A 19,493-nucleotide genomic window follows, 5' to 3' on the forward strand; every position below is an offset into this window, starting at 1 on the left:
GTCAGGCGCCCGGCGCGCTCGGGCGCGGCATTTTCCTGAACAACCGGAAGAAATTGTCGGTGGTGATAGCAGCGATCTCGGCCTCGCTGACGCCGATCGTGTCGGCCAGCACCTTGGCTGTATGCGCGACATAGGCAGGCTCGTTGCGCTTGCCGCGAAACGGGATCGGCGCAAGGTATGGCGCGTCGGTTTCGACCAGCAGACGGTCGCGCGGCACATCGGCGGCGACGGCGCGCAGCTCGGCGGAGTTCTTGAAAGTCAGGATGCCGGAAAACGAAACGTAGCCGCCGAGCGCCACGCCGATCTCGGCCAGCCGGCGCCCCGATGAAAAACAGTGCAAGATGAAGGGGAAGGCGCCCTTCCCTGTTTCTTCTTCGAGGATATCAGCCATGTTGTCGTCGGCGTCGCGTGAATGGATGACCAGCGGCAGACCGGTCTCACGAGCCGCGGCGATGTGGGTGCGAAAGCCCTGCGCCTGTGCATCGCGCGGCGCATGATCGTAGAAATAATCGAGCCCGGCCTCGCCGATCGCCACCACCTTGTGATGATCGGACAGCCGCACCAGATCCTCGACAGTCACATCAAGCTCTTCGGCCGCATTGTGCGGATGGGTACCGACCGAGCAATAGACCTCATCGAAAGTCTCCGCAATCTCAAGCACTTGTTGAAACCGCTTCACCCGCGTCGAGATCGTCACCATGCGGCCGACACCGGCCGCAAGGGCGCGGGCGACGATGGCCGCCCGCTCCTCGGCGAAATCCGGAAAGTCGAGATGGCAGTGACTGTCGACCAGCATCAGGCGCTTGTATCCGTTTGCTCGACATAGCGTGGAAATACCGGTTCCGGTGCCGGCAGTGCCGTGCCGGATACCAGCGCGTGAGCCTCGGCGACATTCGCGAAATCGCGGCTGTCCGCCGGCACCGCCAAAAGGTCGAGCAGCTTTGCCGCCGACTCCGGAATGAAGGGCTGGCACAGCAGCCCGACACGCCGGATCACTTCAGCCGTCGTCCACAGCACCGTTTCCATGCGTGCCGGATCGGTCTTCTTCAGCGCCCATGGCTCCTGGCCGGCGAAATAGCGGTTGGCTTCCGCCACCACGCCAAAGATCGCCGCCAGCGCCAGATGGATGCCCTGGTCGGCCATCGTCCTGCGCGCCGTGACAAGGGCGGCATTGGCCTGATCGAGGATCGCCTTGTCGGCATTGCTCAATTCGCCGCGCTTAGGCACCACGCCGCCGCAGTTCTTGGCGATCATCGACAGCGAGCGCTGCGCCAGATTGCCGAGATCGTTGGCAAGATCGGCATTGGTGCGGTTGACGATGGCATCGTGACTGTAGCTGCCGTCCTGGCCAAACGGCACTTCGCGCATGAAGAAATAGCGCACCTGGTCAAGGCCGTAGTGCTCGATCATCGCGAACGGATCGACGACATTGCCGACCGACTTCGACATTTTCTCGCCACGGTTGAACAGAAAACCATGCGCGAACACGCGCTTCGGCAATTCGATGCCAGCCGACATCAGGAATGCTGGCCAGTAGACCGCGTGGAAGCGGATGATGTCCTTGCCGATGACGTGGGCGTTTGCCGGCCAGAAAGACCATCTCTCATTGGCCGGATCCGGATAACCGGCGGCGGTGATGTAGTTGGTTAGTGCATCGACCCAGACATACATCACATGCTTCTCATCGCCGGGCACCGGCACGCCCCATTTGAATGTGGTGCGCGAGATCGACAGATCCTTCAGGCCGGATTTGACAAAGCTGATGATTTCGTTGCGCCGCTCCGCCGGTCCAACGAATTCGGGGCTGTTCTCGTAGAGCGCGAGCAGTCTGTCCTGATAGGCGGAAAGGCGGAAGAAATAGCTCTCTTCCTCGGTCCATTCGACCGGCGAGCCGAGTGGTTCGCGGCGCACGCCGTCGTCACCGACCTTGGTTTCGGCCTCGTCGAAATAGGCTTCCTGCCGCACCGAATACCAGCCGCTGTAGCGGTCGAGGTAGATGTCGCCATTCTCAGCCATGCGCGTCCAGATCGCCTGGCAGGCCTTGTAATGACGCTCCTCGGTGGTGCGGATGAAAACGTCGTTCGAGCAACCGGTCGCTTCGAGCATCGAGCGGAAGATCGCCGAGTTGCGATCGGCAAGCGCTTTCGGCGTTAGGCCTTCGGCGTCCGCCGTCTGCTGCATCTTCAAACCGTGCTCGTCGGTTCCCGAGACGAAGAAGACGTCCTTGCCGTCGAGCCGCTGGAAGCGGGCGAGCGTGTCGCTGGCGATGACATTGTAGGCATGGCCGATATGCGGCTTGCCGTTCGGATAGAAAATCGGCGTCGTGACGTAGTATTTTTCGCGTGCCATGGATGAGCCGTCATGAATGTCTGAATGAAAGATGTCGCGGTGAGATATCGCATCGAAACGGCAATTGCCATCCGACGCCAATGTGGTGGCTTCGAAGTTCCTGCGATTGATTGGGATCAATGCTCAGGGGCTTCAAAGCCATGCCAGCGGCCGTCACATTCGCATTGCAGAATTCAGGCGGTCGATCATGGTCAGGGCGTGCTGCTTCTTGTCGAGGTTGTAGGTCTCGGTTTCAGATATAGCGTTCAAAGCCTCGTGCCAAGTATCCGACAGCGTTTTGGCCCGCGCCAGATCGCCGGCCAGCGCGGCTTGGCTGGCGCCCTCCGACAGCAGGTCGAGCGCACGGCGATTGAAGATGTCGAACTGGATCGCCTGGTCGCGGCCGGCGACCGCATCGGCAAGACGGTAGGCGCCGGCGACATCTGTCTTTTTGGCCATCACCAGGGCGTCGAGGGTGGCGGCGATTTCCAGCCCGCCATATTGCGTCAGCAGGATCGCATTGCGGGCGCTGCCCCCTGCCCGTTCCGCCAGCGCCGCGCGCGCCGCAGGATCCTCCGGTGGCGGTGGCTCGATGCCCTCCAGAACCGTCATCAAGCTCTCGGCATCGAGCGGCGCCAACCGCACCATCTGGCAGCGCGACCGGATCGTCGGCAGCAGGCTGCCCGGCGCATGGACGATGAGGATGAACAAGGTGCGCGCCGGTGGTTCTTCAAGATTCTTCAGCAAGGCATTGGCAGCATTGGTGTTCATGTCGTCGGCGGGATCGACGATAACCACCCGGTAGCTGCCGTCATGCGAGGTCAGCGACAGAAAGCGGCTGACCTTGCGGATCTCGTCGACTGTGACCACGGTCTTGAAGCTCTTGGTCTTGTCGTTTGCGGGGCGCGTAAGATGCAGCACCGAAGGATGCGCGCCGGTGGCGATCTGACGAAACAGCGACGATGCCGGATCGGGAACGGCAAGGCCTTCCGGCGCCTGCCCGAAGGCCGGGTGCTTCAACAGGTGATGCGCCAGGTGAAAGGCCAGCGTCGCCTTGCCGATGCCGACCGGCCCGGCAAAGATCAGCGCGTGCGGCAGCTTTCCCGAGCGATAGGCGGCGGCAAGCATATCGGCGGCCTGAAGATGTCCGACGAGACGCGGCGTCTCGGATGGCTCCGGCACCCCGTCCAGCGTATCGTGCTGTTCGGGTGCGATGCGTTCGAAAATCATGCCGGCGCCGCCTGTCTGCTTTGCGCCGGCATCATCTTCTCGAGAGCCGCGAAGACGGTGGCGGTAACGACATCCTCCACCGTGTCCGGGTCGGCTGATGCATCGACGACGACGCAGCGTTCGGGTTCAGCCGCGGCGATCGTCAGAAACGCCTCGCGGCGGCGCTGGTGGATGGCCAATGTTTCCTTCTCGAAGCGGTCCGGGCCGTCACTGCTGCCCCGTCGGGCGGTAGCGCGCCTCAGTCCCTCGGCGGGGTCGATGTCGAAGATCAGCGTCATGTCCGGCACCATGCCGTTGATGGCGACCTTCTCCAACGCGTCCATGAATGCCGGGTCGAGGCCTCCGGTGACGCCCTGGTAGACGCGAGAGGAATCCATGAAGCGGTCGCAAAGCACGACCGAGCCGCGCTCGACTGCCGGCCGGATGACCTGTTCGACATGGTCGGAACGCGCGGCGGCGAAAAGCAGCGCTTCCATCTTGGGGCCGAACGGCTCGGCTGCGCCTGAAAGCAGGACATGCCTAACCGCCTCCGCGCCGGGCGAGCCACCCGGCTCACGCGTCACCAGTACATCGTATTTCTTGGCGCGCATCTTCTTTGCCAGCCGCCCGATCTGCGTCGACTTGCCTGCTCCTTCGCCGCCTTCAAAAGTGATGAAAAATCCGCGCGCCAAAGCCTTTGTCCATACTTCGGGGACCGTATAGTCCCGGCGGGAAAAAAGGTCCACCGCGACGGTGCTAACGCAGCCAGCCGACGGCCAGTTCCTTGGCGGCATCGAGCGCGCGTTGCGGCAACGAACCGACACCGATCGACTCGGCGGCAAAAAGCGGCGTCTCCTGGCTCAGCGTATCGCCGATCCAGACGCGCAGCGTACCCACCGGCTGCCCCTCCTCCACCGGCGCTGCCACCGGTCCGTCATAGACAATTCTGGCGGTGAGCTTGTCGCGGTTGGCGATCGGTAGGAAGATCTCCACGGGTCCATTAGCCTTTAACGCGACGCCGGATTTGGAGCCGCCAAAGACCTGGGCTTCGCCAACCACTTCGTCCTTGGCGAATATCTCCGTCTTCTCGAACGAGCGAACGCCCCAGTCGAGCAGCTTTCGCGCTTCCTCGGCGCGCTCGCGGTCGTTTGCCAGTCCGCTCATTGCCGCAATCATCCTTGTTCCATTGTGGCTGACCGAGCCGACTATGCCGAATCCGGATTGCTCGCTGGCGCCGACTGCAAGGCCGTCGGCGCCTATATCCATGGCCAGCAACGGGTTGCGGTTCCTCTGGGAAATCTTGTTCCAGCTAAAATCCTTCTGGCCATAAAAGCGGTAGAGATCCGGGTAGTTGCGCCAGATATGCAGGGCCAGAAGCGCAAGCTCGCGAACGCTCGTTTGCTGCCCGTCGGCCGGCAGACCGGTGGAATTGACGAAGGTCGATTTCTGCAAGCCGATCTGGCGGGCGCGCTCGGTCATCTGCGCCGCGAAATTCGCTTCGGACCCGGCCATTCCTTCAGCGATGACGATACAGCCGTCATTGGCCGCCTGCACGGTCACGCCCTGGATCAGGTCCTCCAGCCGGATCGTCGACTTGAGTTTCGCGAACATGGTCGATGTCCCCGAAGGAGCGCCGCCCTTGCGCCAGGCGTTCTCGCTGACCACGAAAGTGTCGTCGAGCGTCATGCGCCCTGATTTGATGGCGTCGAAGACCACTTCCATCGTCATCAGCTTGGCCAGCGAGGCCGGCGGGATCAACCTGTCCGCATCCTTGGAAAACAGCACGGTGCCGGTTTCGGCGTCGATCATGAAGGCCTGCGCGGCCTTGGTCTCGAAAAGCTGTGCTGAGACCGGCACAAGCGAGAGCAGCAGCAGGCCGAGCGTCATGAGCCCGGTGGAAGGACGGAAAAATTTCATCGGGTTCGACCAGTCAGCCGGCGCTCTTTTGCAAGTTGGCCGAAGCTAGCAGGCTTTTCCACGGCGGATCAATCGCGCACGAGAAAGCCAGGCGACCCGCCATCAGTTGCGTACGGCAAGCGCATCCGGCGCACCATGCGACCACGCGGCCTGCAGCATCTCGTCCAGGCTGCCATGGCCGTCGGCATAGAAGTTGACCGAGTACCAGCCTTTGCCGTCGAGTTCGGAGCGCTGGATCTCGGTCTTGCCGAAGCTGGAAAGTTTGGCCGCCACCCGCTCGGCTTCGGCGGCATCCTCGAACGAACCCGCCGCGACATAGTCCGTGGGCGACCCGGCTGGAGGAGCTTGCCGTTTCCAGGATTGAAGAATCTCGGCGGGCGACATGCCGACGCCATCCAGCGCGGCGAAGGCGTTGGAGGCGCGCTGCACGCGCTCATTGGCATAGGACAGCGACGCCACAGTGAATGGCGATTGCGCCGGCAGGTTGATTTCCGGACGCTCCGGCACGATCGGTCCAAATTCGGGCAGCGTCACATCGCCGGAGGCCGGTGCCTGCGTCGCAACGACAGCTTCCGATGCCTGCCCGGAATTCGTCAGCTGACCGGGGAACGGCACCACCGCGGCGCTTACCGGCAGGCTCGGCGACGGCCCATTCATGGCGACCATGACACCGCTGGGCAGACCGTCCGATGGATCCGGTGCCCTGTTGCCGGGATGGTACGAGGCCATCAGATATTGACCGTCATTGCCTTCGAGCGGCGCACGGCCGACATATTCGACCTTCACCTCCGCCGTACCGATATTGGCATAATCGAGCATTTCAGCAGCGCGCTTAGACACATCGATGATGCGTCCATCATGATAGGGTCCGCGATCGTTGACGCGCACGATCACCGAACTGCCGGTCTTCATGTTGGTTACCCGCGCATAGCTCGGCAGCGGCATGGTCGGATGCGCCGCCGTCAGATCTGCCATGTCGTAGACTTCGCCGTTGGCGGTCAACCGGCCGTGGAAGGCCTCACCATACCAGGATGCGAGGCCAACCTTGGCGTAACGCTTGTCTTCCTTCGGATAGTACCACTTGCCGCGCACCTGATAGGGTCTGCCGAGCTGATCGCGTCCGCGAGACGTCTTGAACATCACGCGCGGGCTGGCTTTCACACCGTATTCGGCTTCGGAAAAATATTCCTTGGAGCGTGGTTTCTTGTTGACCATCGCCTTTTGCTGCGGCCCGGCACATGCCGCAAGAAAGGCTGCCGACAAGGCAAACAGCGCGAAAGCGGAAGCGCGACGAAGACGCGGGCGCGCCGTAGTCTGCATTTTCGATTGTCCCCTACAGTCTCGACGAAGGCACCGCAGCTTTAACGTTGGCGGTGCCAAAGCACCCACTCCAGAAACGCCGGCGACTCCCAACCCCAATCCTTTTGTGCGCAGGAATTGTTTATCACCGTATTAACCGATTGTGGTCGGAACCGGGCGAGATTGTGGCACGACCGTCTCGCCGATCGGCATGAAAATCATCGCGTATCGATCACCAGCGCCATTCGTGCCCGCACGCTTTGCTGCCCGGCGTTGGCATGTCTCCGAGCGCAGATTCAGGGACCGAATATCACAAGCTCGGTGAACGTCAGATCTCCAAGTGCGGGTGGTCTGGGGCCCTTGAAGTATTTCAGCCCCTTGTTGGCGCGGTACCACCCCAACAAACCTGGAATCGGCTCCTTGGCGTCGACAAAGCAAACCAGGATTCCCCTTCGCAAGAGAAAGCGCCCCACGGCACCGGCGCACCGGCTTAAATCCGCGAGCGAGCGGCAATAGATGATCTGATGGCATCGGATAAGACCGTGCAACATTCGGCGCGGCATCAACACCAAGGGAAACGCTGCTCCGTCGCAAATGCAGATCAACGACAGGCAGCCCAGCGTGGAGTGTTCAGAGAGTATGTATCTCTCACTCTCGGACAGCATCGCCAATTCCGGAAGATCGGGACGCGCTTCGAGCACGCGACATGACCGCTGCGCCGAACTTAATGCCGGCACGAAGGTAAATTGTCCGCTGGAGAAGAGCCGAAAGCCGAGCGCCCGGTTGGCTTTCAATGTCGCTTGTGCCGGCGAAATGTTCGTGTAGGTCACATCCCTTCGCTTGAGAACCGCCGCAACCAACATGGCGCCGTAGGGACGGAATTCTGCGTCGACTGACCAGCTTGAAAGATTGCAGCGGATTTCGTCGCCCTCCGACCCCTGGTAGCGAGCATAAAGGGTGAGCACAACGCCGACGATCCGACCGGCATGCTCCAAAACAAAGCCATATTGTGGGAACTCGGCAACTGCGGGCCGCTGCGACAAACGGGTCAGAGCCTGTATCCAGTAACTCCGGTTACGCGCCGGAAAGCCCCTGCACAGACAGTCGACCACTCCCTCCCAGTCGGTTTCTCGAATTGGTCTACAGCGAAGACCGGGCGGGAGAGCGCCAAGTACGGCCAAAATCAACTCCGGAATACGATTTACTTACATGTGTTTAATGCGCCAACATATCGGCGCACAACGATTAATAGTCTGTGCGGGTTTTAAAAACGATTTTCCACACTCAGCACAAAACACAGGTCGCCATGCCGGGCTGCTCACCGTCCTGAATCGCGCCCAAAGGTGCGGTCGCCATGGTTGACTTGGTGTTGAATGCGGCTTTACAGGAATGAAGCGCGAACCGGTCGGGGAACGTCCTGGTGCCAATCCGGTACCGACTGCTCGAACCCGCCCTCTCGCGATATCCTAAGTGATTGAAAAATCACCTTGGAGGGATGGCCGAGCGGTTTAAGGCACCGGTCTTGAAAACCGGCGTGGGTGCAAGCCCACCGTGGGTTCGAATCCCACTCCCTCCGCCATTTGAAGCCTTGTCCCGAAAGCAATCTCCTGGGCTTGCGTCGAGATGACCGGGAAGTGACCCCCGATCGGGTTGATTTCTCCGTCCGAATATGATGCTTCTCCCGCCTATGAATAAACTATTTTCTGCGGTTTTCGCATGGACGATAGTGGCTTGGCCGGCCACCGCGATGGACAGCGCATTGCGCGCCGGCCTGCTTAAACTCGACCCGCAAACCCGGCTGGAGCAGCGATGCGACGCCGAAATTCTCGACCGGATCACCCGCGACGACCACAAATACAGAGCCGATCGCGTCGTCGCTTACGCCTTTGCGACGCCCGAAATGGGCGCCGATGCGATCAGGAGCCCGGGCGCTGCGTTTCGCAGCAAGGGACAATGGTACCGGCTGAAATTCAAATGCGAGACAGCGCCGGACCATATGGAGGTCCTGCAGCTCCGCTACCGGATCGGCGACGAAATTCCCGAAAGCGACTGGCCCAAATACAATCTCTACAACTAGGCATTCGCGACCTCTGGCCGCATTTTCGCCGGTGTTTCGGGCCGATCGTCGCAAACTCTGTATGTTGCCGCCGTGACGGGCGGTTTGCCGACCTTGTTCCAACCAGTCCCTTGACGCGCGGGAACCATACACGTTAGGGCCTCCAGGCATTCGACGCGAACGGCCGGCCAACCAGCAAGGGAACTCCCAGTCGATGCAAATTTTCACCGCCGCGGGCTTCTCTGCCCTGCTCCAGGTCATCGCCATCGATCTCGTGCTTGCAGGCGATAACGCCATTGTCATCGGCCTTGCCGCTGCCGGCCTGCCGGTCGAGCAGCGCAAGAGAGCGATCCTTATCGGCGTGGTGGCGGCGACGGTGCTGCGCATCGGTTTTGCAGCTATCACTGTCACTCTGCTCCAGATTGTCGGCCTGCTGCTGGCCGGCGGCATCCTGCTGCTGTGGGTGTGCTGGAAGATGTATCGCGAACTGCGCACCTCCCATGCCGACGAAGTGGAGGCGACCGAGGCGTTGTCCAATTCCGATATCAACAGCGATAATATGGTGGCCGGGAAGGCGCGTAAGAAGACGCTGGGTCAGGCTGCATTGCAGATCGTCATCGCCGACGTCTCTATGTCGCTCGACAACGTGCTGGCAGTCGCCGGCGCAGCGCGCGATCACTTCCAGGTGCTGGTGATCGGCCTGGTCCTGTCGATCGCGCTGATGGGCCTTGCCGCGAGCTTCATCGCCAAGCTGCTGCACCGCCATCGCTGGATCGCCTATATCGGCCTTTTGATCATCTTCTATGTCGCACTCGATATGATCTATCGAGGCGCGGTGGAAGTCTTGCCGCATGTCAGCAGTGCGGTGAGCTGACGCATCGACTCGAATTCGCATCGGCCGGCACTTCGACTTCGGCCAGCCTTCGGGGGCGCTTGCGTTTCGCTGCAGCCGCTGCCCATACCAATGCGGCAACAACTGTGGTACTGCGCCGCCAATCCTGAAAATCCGGAAAAGCTTTGATGTCCGCCCCTCGTGTCAGCTTCGTCAGTCTTGGATGCCCGAAAGCCCTTGTGGATTCGGAACGCATCATCACGCGCCTGCGCGCCGAAGGCTACGAGATCGCCCGCAAGCACGACGGCGCCGACCTGGTCGTCGTCAACACCTGTGGCTTCCTCGATTCGGCCCGCGACGAATCGCTCAACGCCATCGGCTCGGCACTTTCGGAGAATGGCAAGGTCATCGTCACCGGCTGCCTCGGCGCCGAACCGGACGTCATCCGTGAAAGACATCCCAACGTCCTCGCCATCACCGGCCCGCAAGCTTATGAAAGCGTGATGGCGGCAGTGCATGAGGCCGCTCCCCCGAGCCACGATCCCTATATCGACCTTTTGCCGCCGCAGGGCGTCAAGCTCACGCCGCGCCACTATGCCTATCTCAAGATTTCGGAAGGCTGCAACAACCGCTGCACCTTCTGCATCATCCCGGCGCTGCGCGGCGATCTCGTATCGCGGCCGGCCGCCGACGTGTTGCGCGAAGCCGAGAAGCTGGCCAAGGCCGGGGTCAAGGAGATCCTCGTCATCTCGCAGGACACCAGCGCCTACGGCATCGACATCAAATACCAGACCAGCATGTTCGGCGATCGCGAAGTGCGGGCGAAATTCCTCGATCTGTCGGAAGAGCTGGGTAAGCTCGGTGTCTGGGTGCGCATGCACTATGTCTATCCCTATCCGCATGTCGCCGACGTCATCCCGCTGATGGCCGAAGGCACTATCCTTCCCTATCTCGACATCCCGTTCCAGCACGCCTCGCCGCAGGTGCTGAAGAACATGCGCCGGCCCGCCCATGGCGAAAAGACGCTCGAGCGCATTCGCGGCTGGCGCGAGGTTTGTCCGGATCTCGCCATCCGCTCCACCTTCATCGTCGGTTTCCCCGGCGAGACGGACGACGATTTCGAGATGCTGCTCGACTGGCTGGACGAGGCCAGGATCGATCGTGCCGGCTGCTTCAAATACGAGCCGGTCAGAGGCGCCCGTGCCAACGAGCTCGGCCTCGAGCAAGTGCCTCAGGAGGTCAAGGAAGCCCGCTGGCACCGCTTCATGCAGCGCCAGCAGAAGATCTCGGCAACGCAACTCACCAAGAAAATCGGCAAGCGCCTGCCGGTCCTGATCGACGAAGCACATGGCAATTCGGCCAAGGGCCGGACCAAATACGATGCGCCCGAAATCGACGGTTCGGTCCATATCCAGTCGCGGCGGCCGTTGCGCGCCGGCGACATCGTCACGGTCAAGATCGATCGTGCCGACGCTTACGACCTCTACGGCTCGGCGGTCTGATATCGTTCAATCCAAAACAAAAAGGGCGCCGCGTGGCGCCCTTTCATTCGATGTGTTTCCGGTTGCTTACTGTGGCAGCTTGTCGTCGACGCCCTTCACGTAGAAATTCATCCCAAGCAGCGTGCCGTCGTCAGCGACCTCGCCGTCCTTCAGCCATGGTGTGCCGTCCTGCTTGACGATCGGCCCGGTGAAGGGATTCCAGCCGTCGGCTATCTTCTTGGTGGTGGCCTCGGCCATCACCTTGACGTCGTCGGGCATATTGGTGAACGGCGCCAGCTTGACGGCGCCGTCCTTGATGCCGAGCCAGACATTGTCGGGCTTCCAGGTGCCGTCGAGCGCCGCCTGGACCCGGCTGATGTAGTACGGGCCCCACTCGTCGGTCAGCGAGGTCAGCTGCGCGTGCGGCGCGAACTTGATCATGTCGGAGGACTGGCCGAAGCCGTGCAGCTTGCGCTCCTCCGCCACCTGCAAAGCAGCGGTCGAGTCGGTGTGCTGGACGATGATGTCGGCGCCTTGGTCGAACAATGCCTTGGCTGCGTCGGCTTCCTTGCCCGGATCGAACCAGGAGTTCACCCAGACGATCTTCGCCTTGAAGTTCGGGTTGATCGACTGCGCGCCGAGCATGAAGGAATTTATGCCCATCACCACTTCCGGGATCGGGAAGGAAACGATGTAGCCGGCGACGCCCGACTTCGATTGCTTGGCGGCGATCTGGCCAAGCACGTAGCGGCCTTCATAGAAACGCGCATTGTAGATGCCGAGATTTTCGGCCGTCTTGTAGCCGGTGGCGTGCTCGAACATCACCTTGGGGAATTTCTTGGCGATCTTCACTTCCGGGTCCATGAAACCGAAGGACGTGCCGAAAATGATCTTGCAACCTTCGCGTGCCAGGCGTTCGAAGGCGCGATCGGCGTCGGGGCCTTCGGAGACGTTCTCGAGATAGGCGGTCTCGACCTTGTCGCCGAGTGCCTTTTCCACCTCGAGGCGGCCTTGGTCGTGCTGGTAGGAGTAACCGAAATCGCCTATCGGGCCGGTATAGACCCAGCAGGCCTTCAACTTGTCCGCCGCCTCGGCTGACGCCGCCAGTGACAATGCGGCCGTCGTCGCCATCAGGGCAATAAGCAGTTTTTTCATTGTGTTACCTCTCTGAGTTAAGCCTTGGAGCTTCCGTCTTTTTGTTGTCAACGATCCGGAACGAAGGGCTGGCCCAGGGAAGCCGGCGTGTTCATCATCGTCAGACGCTTGTTACGCGAGATTAGAACGAGAACCACGACGGTTGCCAGATAGGGCAGCGAAGAAAGCAGTTGCGAGGGGACCGGAATGCCAAATGCCTGTGCATGAAGCTGGCCGATCCAGACCGCGCCGAAAATATAGGCGCCGGCTAACACCCGCCATGGCCGCCAGGAGGCGAAGACGACCAGAGCCAGCGCGATCCACCCGCGGCCGGCGGTCATGTTCTCCACCCATTGCGGTGTATAGACCAGCGACAGGTGGCCGCCGGCAAGGCCTGCACAAGCGCCGCCGAAAATCACCGAAAGATAGCGGTAGCGGATGACGTGGATGCCAAGCGCATGGGCGGATGCATGGCTGTCGCCGATCGAACGCAGAGTGAGCCCGGTGCGGGTCTTGAACAGGAACCACATGACGGCGGCGGTCAGCGCGATCGAGATGTAGAAGATCGGATCCTGACCGAACAGCAGCCTGCCGACGATGGGGATTGCGGTCAGGCCGGGAATATCGAGGTTAGGCAACCTCTCGCCGGGCTGGCCGACAAAATTCGTCCCCATCATGCCGGAAAGGCCGAGGCCAAGCAGCGTCAGCGACAGGCCGGTGGCCACCTGATTGGTGGCCAGCGACAGGGTCATGACCGCGAACAGAAGCGAGAACACTGCCCCCATGGCAATTGCCGCCAACAGCCCTATCCACGGCGAGCCGGTCAGATAGCCGGCGCCGAAACCGCCGACCGCGCCCATGATCATCATGCCTTCGACGCCGAGATTGAGCACGCCGGAACGTTCGACCACCAGTTCGCCGATCGCCGCTATCAGCAGCGGCGTCGCCGCCGTGGCGATGGTCAAGAGGATGTTGACGGTGATGTCCATCAGCGGGCTTCCTCCAGCTTCGGTGCTGCCTCGAGTTTCGGCGCGGAAAGGCCGGTCAGGCGGATGCGATAGTGAATGAGCGTGTCGCAGCCGAGCACGAAGAACAAAAGCATCCCCTGGAACACGCGCGCCACCTTGTCGGAGATGCCGAGCGCGCTTTGCACCGCCTCGCCGCCGAGATAGGTCAGCGCCAGCACAAGGCCGGCGGCAACGATGCCCAGCGGATTGAGCCGGCCGAGGAATGCCACGATGATGGCGGTAAATCCGTAGCCGGGCGAGATCACAGGCTGCAACTGCCCGATGGCGCCAGAGACCTCCGAAATGCCGGCAAGCCCGGCCAGTGCGCCCGATAGCAGAAAGGCAAAGAAAACCATGCGGCTGAGGCCAAAACCGGCGAAGCGCCCTGCCCTCGGGCTCGAGCCGAGTACGCGGACCTCGAAGCCTTTCAGCATACGGCTCATCAGAATCCAGATCAGCACTGCCGCGATCAGCGCGAAGACAAATCCCCAGTTCGCCCTGCCGGATTCCGGGAGGAGTTCCGGAAGGATAGCCGAGTCGTTGAACTGGATGGTCTGCGGGAAACCATGACCCTGCGGATCGCGCCACGGCCCGCGCACCAGCCAATCGAGGAAGAGCTGGGCGACATAGACCAGCATCAGGCTGGTCAGGATCTCGTTGGTGTTGAAGCGCGTCTTCAGCAGTGCCGGGATTGCGGCATAGGCGGCCCCACCGATCATGCCAAAAAGAAGCATCAACGGCAGCACCAATGGGCCTTCGAACTGCGGAAACAGCACGGGGAAGATCGAGCCGACAATGCCGCCCAGGATGAACTGGCCTTCGGCGCCGATGTTCCAGATGTTGGCCTTGTAGCAGACCGACAGTCCGACCGCGATCAGGATCAGGGGGGCGGCCTTGATCGCCAGTTCATGCAGCTGCCAGACTTGGCTGATCGGTTCGATGAAGTAGATGCGGAACGCGGTCAACGGGTTGACGCCGAGCAGCGCGAACATGATGGCGCCAGCAATGATCGTCAAAACGAAAGCGATGAAAGGCGACAGTGCTGAAAACAGCATCGAGCGCTGCGGGCGTTTTACAAGTTCGAGGCGCATCAAGCCGTCTCCAACGTATGTTCGGCATGCCCGGGTTCGGCGCCGCCCATCAGCAGTCCGATCTTCTCGAATGTCGCTTCAGCTATCGGCAGCGGCTTCGACAGTTCGCCATTGTGCATGACCGTGATCGCATCGGAAATCTCGAACAGCTCGTCGAGGTCCTGGCTGATCACCAGCACCGCCGAGCCGCTGCGCGCTAGCTCGATCAGCGCCTGGCGGATATGGGCCGCCGCACCCGCGTCGACCCCCCAGGTCGGCTGATTGACCACCAGGACGCTTGGCCGGCGGTCGAGTTCGCGGCCGACGATGAATTTCTGCAGATTGCCGCCCGAAAGAGCCGCAGCTTCCGGATCCGGCGCGCTCTTGCGCACGTCCATCACCTTTATGATGCGCTGGGCAGCGGTATAGATTGCATCGCTCTTGACCATTCCACCGGCGCCGACAAGCATCTTGCCGTCGGTGGCGTGGCGCGACAGGAGCAGGTTCTCCGAAAGCTTCATGCGGGGTGCTGCGCCATGGCCGAGCCGCTCTTCCGGGACGAAGGCAGCGCCCATCAGGCGCCTGCCGGTGATGGTGAGGCCTCCGGCATCCTTGCCGCGGATGCGGACCGAGCCGGCATCCTGCTGCAGCACCTCGCCGGAAACGGATTCGAAGAATTCGCCCTGGCCGTTGCCGGCCACGCCGGCAATGCCGATCACCTCGCCGGCGCGGACCTCGAGATTGATGTTCCTGAGCGGGATCGAGAACGGGGTCGCCGGCTTGCGGGTGAGTTCGCGGATTTGAAGCAGCACCGGCGCGGTCTCGATATCTTCGGCCGGCGCCCGCACCACAGCCTGAACCTCGTTGCCCACCATCATCCGCGCCAACGAAGACGCGGTTTCCTGGCGCGGATTGCAATGGCCGACCACCTTGCCGTGACGCAGCACGGTGGCGCGGTCGCAAATGCGTTTGACCTCTTCCAGCCGGTGCGAAATGTAGAGGATGGATTTTCCTTCCGAACGCAGCCGCTCGAGCGTCTCGAACAGCTTATCGGCTTCCTGCGGCGTCAGCACCGAAGTCGGCTCGTCCAGGATGATGAGTTGCGGCGTCTGCAGCAGGCAGCGGATGATTTCGATACGCTGACGCTCGCCGACCGACAGATCACCGACCAGCGATAGCGGATCGAGAGGCAGGCCATAACTGTAGGAGAGCGCCCTCGCCTTGGCCGCGATCGTGCTGATCGGCGAGCCGTCATCCAGCGACAGCGCGATGTTCTCCGCCGCCGTCAGCGCCTCGAACAGCGAAAAATGCTGGAAAACCATGCCGATGCCGAGCTTTTTTGCGGTGCCGGGGCTGGTGATCCGGACTGCCTGGCCATTCCAGAAAATCTCGCCGGAATTCGGTTCCAGCGATCCGAACAACATTTTCACCAGCGTCGACTTGCCGGCGCCGTTCTCGCCAAGCAACGCATGGATCTCGCCCTTGGCGATGTTGAGATCGACATGGTCGCACGCCGTCAGCGTGCCGAATATCTTGGTGAGGCCGCGAACCTCCAGCAGGTTTGCGCCGTCTTGATCTGCACTCACGGTGCCTCCATCTGGTTTGCCAGATATGTTCTGTGTTCCCGCAAGCATCGTATGCGCGCCCTGCTCTCGACGGTAAGCGCCTCACGACTTGAAAGAGCTTCAAGAATTTCAGCGGAAACTCAAGCGGTAAAGCGCAGTTCGCAAGAACCGCGGCGTCGGCGGGCCGAAACTGCGGGCGCTCAAGGGATAAGTATCGTTGTCCCGGTCGTCCTGCGCCCTTCGAGATCGGAATGCGCCTTGCCGGCATTGCTGAGCGCGTAACGCTGATTGATCTTGATCTTGACGGCACCGCTGAGCACGACATCGAACAAGGCGGCGGCGGAAGCCTCGAGGTCCTCGCGCTTGGCATTATAGACGAACAGCGTCGGCCGCGTTGCGAACAACGAGCCCTTCTGCGCCAGCAATGAGATGCTGAAGGGCGGGATCGGCCCAGATGATTGACCGAAGCTGACGAACGTGCCGAGCGGCCGCAGGCAATCGAGCGAGGCCGGGAATGTATCGTTGCCGACGGAATCGTAGACCACGTCGCATTTCTTGCCACCGGTGATGGCGGCAACACCGGCGACGAAATCCTGCTCGCGATAGTTGATCACGTGGTCGAAGCCGTGCGCCTTGGCGAGCTCGATCTTGTCGGTGGAACTCGCGGTGCCGATCACCGTCGCGCCGAGATGCTTGGCCCATTGGCCGAGGATCAGGCCAACACCGCCTGCCGCCGCATGAAACAGAATCGTGTCGCCGGCCTTCACTTTGAAGGTACGGCGCAACAGGTACTCGGCGGTCATGCCCTTCAGCATCATAGCCGCGGCCTGTTCGTCGCTGATGCCGCCGGGCACCTTCACCACGCGGTCGGCGGCGATCACGCGCTGCCCGGCATAGGCGCCGGTGGTCACCGCATAGGCGACGCGATCCCCGGGCATCAGCCAGTCGACATCTGTGCCGACCTCCAAAACCACGCCGGCCGCCTCACCGCCGGGGATCAGCGGAAATCCGCCCTGCGGCGGATAAAGGCCCGAGCGATAATAGACGTCGATGAAATTGAGACCGATCGCGGTGTGCCTGACCAGAATCTGCCCCGAGCCCGGCTGCCCGGGATCGGTATCCTCATACGTCAGGACCTCCGGACCGCCATTGGCGTGGATGCGGATCGCTTTGGACATTTTCCAGCTCTCTTGGGATCAGGCTTTCTTGTCCGGCTTGGCGCCGAGATTTGGAAAGAACTGCATGATAGCGCCGATGCAAGCTAGGTAAAGCCCGGTGACCGTAATTCCGATCTTGATGAAATCGCTGACCTGCTCGCCCAGCACGCCGATCTTGTCATAGAAGGAGGCAAGCGCGGCCTGCGCCAGCGCCAGCGCGCCGAAAGCACACCAAAGCAGCGTCATGCCGAGATTGATGGGCCGCAGCCGTTTCACCCGCACCGGATGGATGAAATTGATCGGCACGAAGGTGAGAATGCCGGCCACCACGACCACGGCGAACGAAACCCATTGTCCGGGTTCGATGACGAACAGCGTGAACACCACCATGTTCCAGACGACTGGAAAGCCCTTGAAGAAATTCTCCTTCGTCTTCATGCCGGTATCGGCATAGTAGATTGCGCTCGACACCACGATGATCGCCGCCGACAGGAACGACAGGCGCTCGCCCATGAAGCCGCGCTGATAGAGCGCGAAGGCTGGAATCAGCACGTAGGTCACGTAGTCGATGATGTTGTCGAGGAGTTCGCCCGACCATGTCGGCAGGATTTCCTTGACGTCGAGCTTCCTGGCGATCGGCCCGTCGATGCCGTCGACGAACAGCGCCAGCCCTAGCCACCAGAACATCGCCGTCCAGCGCTGCTCGCTTGCTGCGACCAGCGACAGAAACGCCAGGAATGAGCCCGACGCGGTCAAGAGATGGACCGAGAACGCCCGCGCCTGCGGCCATGTGACTTTCTTCTTCGGCCGCGGAATCCGGTCGGCGATTTTCCTGGCCGTCGTCTTCTTGCTCACGGTCCCCGCCAGTCCAGCTTGCAGATTTCGGCCGAGCGGCCGGCAAAGTTCCAGTTGCGGCCAAAGGCCCGCATTTTGCTCCTGTCGGATTTGGCGACGATGATCTCCGGCGCGATCCAGTATTCCGAATTGGTGATGACCGTATCCTTGTCGCGATCCTTGCCGGTGATCGGCGTCACCGCGCCATCGATGATCTTCGGTATCTGAAAGATGCGCGTTTTCTCACGCGTCTCGTAGGTGATCGGCACCTGCTCGGCGCCGAGGAACTGTCCGACCAGGATCGAGAGCAGCGATGTGGTTCCGCCGGCCTTGCCGGTGAATATCTTCGTCAGTGCCTTCACAGCGTAGACCGAGGCGCGCTTGTCGATGAACAGGCCGGCAGTCCAATTGCCGCGGCTCATATAGCCGGGGATTTCCATGACCAGCCCAAGATTGAGACCAGACAGGTCGACCTCGCCGAAATGGCCGGCATCGATGCGGAATCCGGCCCAGGTCTGGCAATAGCCTTCTGTCGGCGGATGATTGCCGAGCGACAGCACGCAAGGGCAAAAAACCGTGCAATTGCAGGAGAGGACGAGCTCTCCCTTCATTGCCCAGTTTTGGTCTGTCATCGAATTCTCCCCCTCATGTCGAGACTACTAGCAGCGTGGCTGCCCAGACAAGCAGTATCGCGCCGGCCAGCCGCGTCGGCAGATTGCCTGCCGTCTGTTTTTCGACCAGGCTAAACAGGCCGATGAGCGCCATCCAGAACACGTTCATCACGCCGACGGCAAACATTACCAGCATCAGCGCCCAGCAGCATCCAAGGCACCACAGGCCCTGCTCCATGCCGAGCCGGAAAATGCGAATGGGCCTGGCGCTCCAGTTGGCGAACAGGACCGAGAACGGATTTCTGCACTTCTCCAGACAGGCTTCCTTCAGCCAGCTGAACTGATAGAGACCAGCGATCGACAGCGCGGCTGCTCCGGCAATTCCAACCGCCGGATCGAGCATCTGCCCGGGTGACGCGAATGCATCGACTGCTAGCGTCAGGGCTGCGAACATTGCCGAGGCGGCAAGCCAGACGCTTAAATATCCAGCGACGAGGACCAACGGATGGGCGACCGGCTCCCTCTTGATCCTGGCGGTATCTGCGATCTCGCAATAGGTCCGGATCATCGGCGCCGCGGAGGGCAGCATGGTCGCGATGGCCATCAACAGCCACATCGCGGTGAGTGCCCCGCCTTGCGCGCCTAGGCTTGCGTGAAGCGGCGCCGGCGCAAGGCAGAGGGCGAAGAAACGCGCAAGGAAATCCGGCAGCGGCAGTTGCGGCAGATATCTCAGCATAGTGTCACCGGGTGCATCGGTGCCCGGGAGCCGGCTTACGGCACCACGAACTGCAATTGCGCCGAGAAGGAGCCATGCAAGGGCGATGCCCATGCCAGCAACAACGCTCACCGTCAGTCGAGGGCTGCGCGCAACGCTCGCCATCGCACGGCCGATACCGTCCAGGTGGCTGAAATCGTCTTGTTGGCCGGTCATGGCAACCGAATGGGCCGAATCGCCGCGTTGATCAAGCGACATCACCTGACCTATATGGACCG

18 protein-coding genes and 1 tRNA gene are annotated in these 19,493 nt (G+C 61.5%); 4 read left to right on the forward strand and 15 right to left on the reverse strand.

The genetic code is table 11. The annotated features are described in order from the left end of the window. Window position 1: 1 nt before the first annotated feature. The 7 genes from NKG95_RS09715 to NKG95_RS09745 all read right to left on the reverse strand — a co-directional run bounded on the left by NKG95_RS09715 (window position 2) and on the right by NKG95_RS09745 (window position 7,796). On the reverse strand, window positions 2–796 hold the full coding sequence (locus tag NKG95_RS09715; RefSeq protein ID WP_352494666.1) for a TatD family hydrolase: 795 nt from the start codon (window positions 794–796) through the stop codon (window positions 2–4). Further along, complete coding sequence (metG, locus tag NKG95_RS09720) at window positions 796–2,382, reverse strand: methionine--tRNA ligase (RefSeq protein ID WP_353040613.1); 1,587 nt, start codon at window positions 2,380–2,382, stop codon at window positions 796–798. Before metG ends, NKG95_RS09715 begins: the two co-directional genes overlap by 1 nt. A gap of 120 nt (window positions 2,383–2,502) precedes the next feature. Continuing rightward, entirely contained in the window at window positions 2,503–3,558 is a 1,056-nt protein-coding gene (locus NKG95_RS09725) for a DNA polymerase III subunit delta' (RefSeq protein ID WP_353040546.1), read from the reverse strand. Then, window positions 3,555–4,229, reverse strand: a complete 675-nt coding sequence (gene tmk / locus NKG95_RS09730) for a dTMP kinase (RefSeq protein WP_352482558.1) — start codon at window positions 4,227–4,229, stop codon at window positions 3,555–3,557. Before tmk ends, NKG95_RS09725 begins: the two co-directional genes overlap by 4 nt. 64 nt (window positions 4,230–4,293) lie before the next feature. Continuing rightward, on the reverse strand, window positions 4,294–5,424 hold the full coding sequence (locus NKG95_RS09735) for a D-alanyl-D-alanine carboxypeptidase family protein (protein ID WP_353040614.1): 1,131 nt from the start codon (window positions 5,422–5,424) through the stop codon (window positions 4,294–4,296). Between the two features lie 132 nt (window positions 5,425–5,556). Further along, window positions 5,557–6,774 (reverse strand): septal ring lytic transglycosylase RlpA family protein, encoded by a 1,218-nt coding sequence (locus tag NKG95_RS09740; RefSeq protein WP_353040547.1) that lies wholly within the window; start codon window positions 6,772–6,774, stop codon window positions 5,557–5,559. A 275-nt stretch (window positions 6,775–7,049) separates the two neighbouring features. Beyond that, a complete protein-coding gene (locus NKG95_RS09745; RefSeq protein WP_245278523.1) occupies window positions 7,050–7,796 on the reverse strand; it encodes a hypothetical protein in 747 nt (248 codons plus the stop codon). Window positions 7,797–8,242: 446 nt separating this feature from the next. On the opposite strand from NKG95_RS09745, the gene NKG95_RS09750 reads away from it, so the two are divergent. From NKG95_RS09750 to rimO, 4 genes are all read left to right on the forward strand, one after another. Beyond that, window positions 8,243–8,332: transfer RNA gene (locus NKG95_RS09750), tRNA-Ser, on the forward strand. Between the two features lie 90 nt (window positions 8,333–8,422). Further along, window positions 8,423–8,830, forward strand: coding sequence for a DUF930 domain-containing protein (locus NKG95_RS09755; protein ID WP_352482561.1), 408 nt, complete (start codon window positions 8,423–8,425; stop codon window positions 8,828–8,830). Between the two features lie 193 nt (window positions 8,831–9,023). Next, window positions 9,024–9,683, forward strand: coding sequence for a TerC family protein (locus tag NKG95_RS09760; protein WP_353040548.1), 660 nt, complete (start codon window positions 9,024–9,026; stop codon window positions 9,681–9,683). A 146-nt stretch (window positions 9,684–9,829) separates the two neighbouring features. Then, on the forward strand, window positions 9,830–11,143 hold the full coding sequence (rimO, locus tag NKG95_RS09765; RefSeq protein WP_352482563.1) for a 30S ribosomal protein S12 methylthiotransferase RimO: 1,314 nt from the start codon (window positions 9,830–9,832) through the stop codon (window positions 11,141–11,143). A gap of 66 nt (window positions 11,144–11,209) precedes the next feature. Here rimO and NKG95_RS09770 read toward each other — a convergent pair whose 3' ends face one another. The 8 genes from NKG95_RS09770 to NKG95_RS09805 all read right to left on the reverse strand — a co-directional run bounded on the left by NKG95_RS09770 (window position 11,210) and on the right by NKG95_RS09805 (window position 19,473). Further along, window positions 11,210–12,277, reverse strand: coding sequence for a BMP family ABC transporter substrate-binding protein (locus tag NKG95_RS09770; protein WP_023717597.1), 1,068 nt, complete (start codon window positions 12,275–12,277; stop codon window positions 11,210–11,212). Between the two features lie 47 nt (window positions 12,278–12,324). Next, window positions 12,325–13,245 carry an ABC transporter permease gene (locus tag NKG95_RS09775; RefSeq protein WP_031193566.1) on the reverse strand — a complete coding sequence of 307 codons (921 nt, stop codon included), beginning with the start codon at window positions 13,243–13,245 and terminating at the stop codon, window positions 12,325–12,327. Beyond that, window positions 13,245–14,357, reverse strand: coding sequence for an ABC transporter permease (locus NKG95_RS09780; RefSeq protein WP_031193567.1), 1,113 nt, complete (start codon window positions 14,355–14,357; stop codon window positions 13,245–13,247). Before NKG95_RS09780 ends, NKG95_RS09775 begins: the two co-directional genes overlap by 1 nt. Further along, window positions 14,354–15,919, reverse strand: a complete 1,566-nt coding sequence (locus NKG95_RS09785; protein WP_353040549.1) for an ABC transporter ATP-binding protein — start codon at window positions 15,917–15,919, stop codon at window positions 14,354–14,356. Before NKG95_RS09785 ends, NKG95_RS09780 begins: the two co-directional genes overlap by 4 nt. Before the next feature lie 179 nt (window positions 15,920–16,098). Next, window positions 16,099–17,076 (reverse strand): quinone oxidoreductase family protein, encoded by a 978-nt coding sequence (locus NKG95_RS09790; protein WP_353040550.1) that lies wholly within the window; start codon window positions 17,074–17,076, stop codon window positions 16,099–16,101. A gap of 18 nt (window positions 17,077–17,094) precedes the next feature. Beyond that, entirely contained in the window at window positions 17,095–17,871 is a 777-nt protein-coding gene (gene pcsA / locus NKG95_RS09795) for a phosphatidylcholine synthase (protein ID WP_502898973.1), read from the reverse strand. Window positions 17,872–17,906: 35 nt separating this feature from the next. After that, window positions 17,907–18,521 carry a DUF1326 domain-containing protein gene (locus NKG95_RS09800; protein ID WP_352962812.1) on the reverse strand — a complete coding sequence of 205 codons (615 nt, stop codon included), beginning with the start codon at window positions 18,519–18,521 and terminating at the stop codon, window positions 17,907–17,909. 13 nt (window positions 18,522–18,534) lie between these two features. After that, a complete protein-coding gene (locus NKG95_RS09805; RefSeq protein WP_352962809.1) occupies window positions 18,535–19,473 on the reverse strand; it encodes a DUF2182 domain-containing protein in 939 nt (312 codons plus the stop codon). Between the last annotated feature and the right edge of the window lie 20 nt (window positions 19,474–19,493).

Source organism: Mesorhizobium sp. M1423 (assembly GCF_040317575.1).
Classification (GTDB): domain Bacteria; phylum Pseudomonadota; class Alphaproteobacteria; order Rhizobiales; family Rhizobiaceae; genus Mesorhizobium.

Coding starts and splice junctions, on each gene's coding strand:
- NKG95_RS09715 (WP_352494666.1), bottom strand. CDS start 796: ATGCTGGTCGACAGTCACTGCCATCTCGACTTTCCGGATTTCGCCGAG.
- NKG95_RS09725 (WP_353040546.1), bottom strand. CDS start 3,558: ATGATTTTCGAACGCATCGCACCCGAACAGCACGATACGCTGGACGGG.
- NKG95_RS09735 (WP_353040614.1), bottom strand. CDS start 5,424: ATGACGCTCGGCCTGCTGCTGCTCTCGCTTGTGCCGGTCTCAGCACAG.
- NKG95_RS09740 (WP_353040547.1), bottom strand. CDS start 6,774: ATGCAGACTACGGCGCGCCCGCGTCTTCGTCGCGCTTCCGCTTTCGCG.
- NKG95_RS09755 (WP_352482561.1), top strand. CDS start 8,423: ATGATGCTTCTCCCGCCTATGAATAAACTATTTTCTGCGGTTTTCGCA.
- NKG95_RS09760 (WP_353040548.1), top strand. CDS start 9,024: ATGCAAATTTTCACCGCCGCGGGCTTCTCTGCCCTGCTCCAGGTCATC.
- rimO (WP_352482563.1), top strand. CDS start 9,830: ATGTCCGCCCCTCGTGTCAGCTTCGTCAGTCTTGGATGCCCGAAAGCC.
- NKG95_RS09770 (WP_023717597.1), bottom strand. CDS start 12,277: ATGAAAAAACTGCTTATTGCCCTGATGGCGACGACGGCCGCATTGTCA.
- NKG95_RS09775 (WP_031193566.1), bottom strand. CDS start 13,245: ATGGACATCACCGTCAACATCCTCTTGACCATCGCCACGGCGGCGACG.
- NKG95_RS09790 (WP_353040550.1), bottom strand. CDS start 17,076: ATGTCCAAAGCGATCCGCATCCACGCCAATGGCGGTCCGGAGGTCCTG.
- NKG95_RS09800 (WP_352962812.1), bottom strand. CDS start 18,521: ATGACAGACCAAAACTGGGCAATGAAGGGAGAGCTCGTCCTCTCCTGC.
- NKG95_RS09805 (WP_352962809.1), bottom strand. CDS start 19,473: ATGTCGCTTGATCAACGCGGCGATTCGGCCCATTCGGTTGCCATGACC.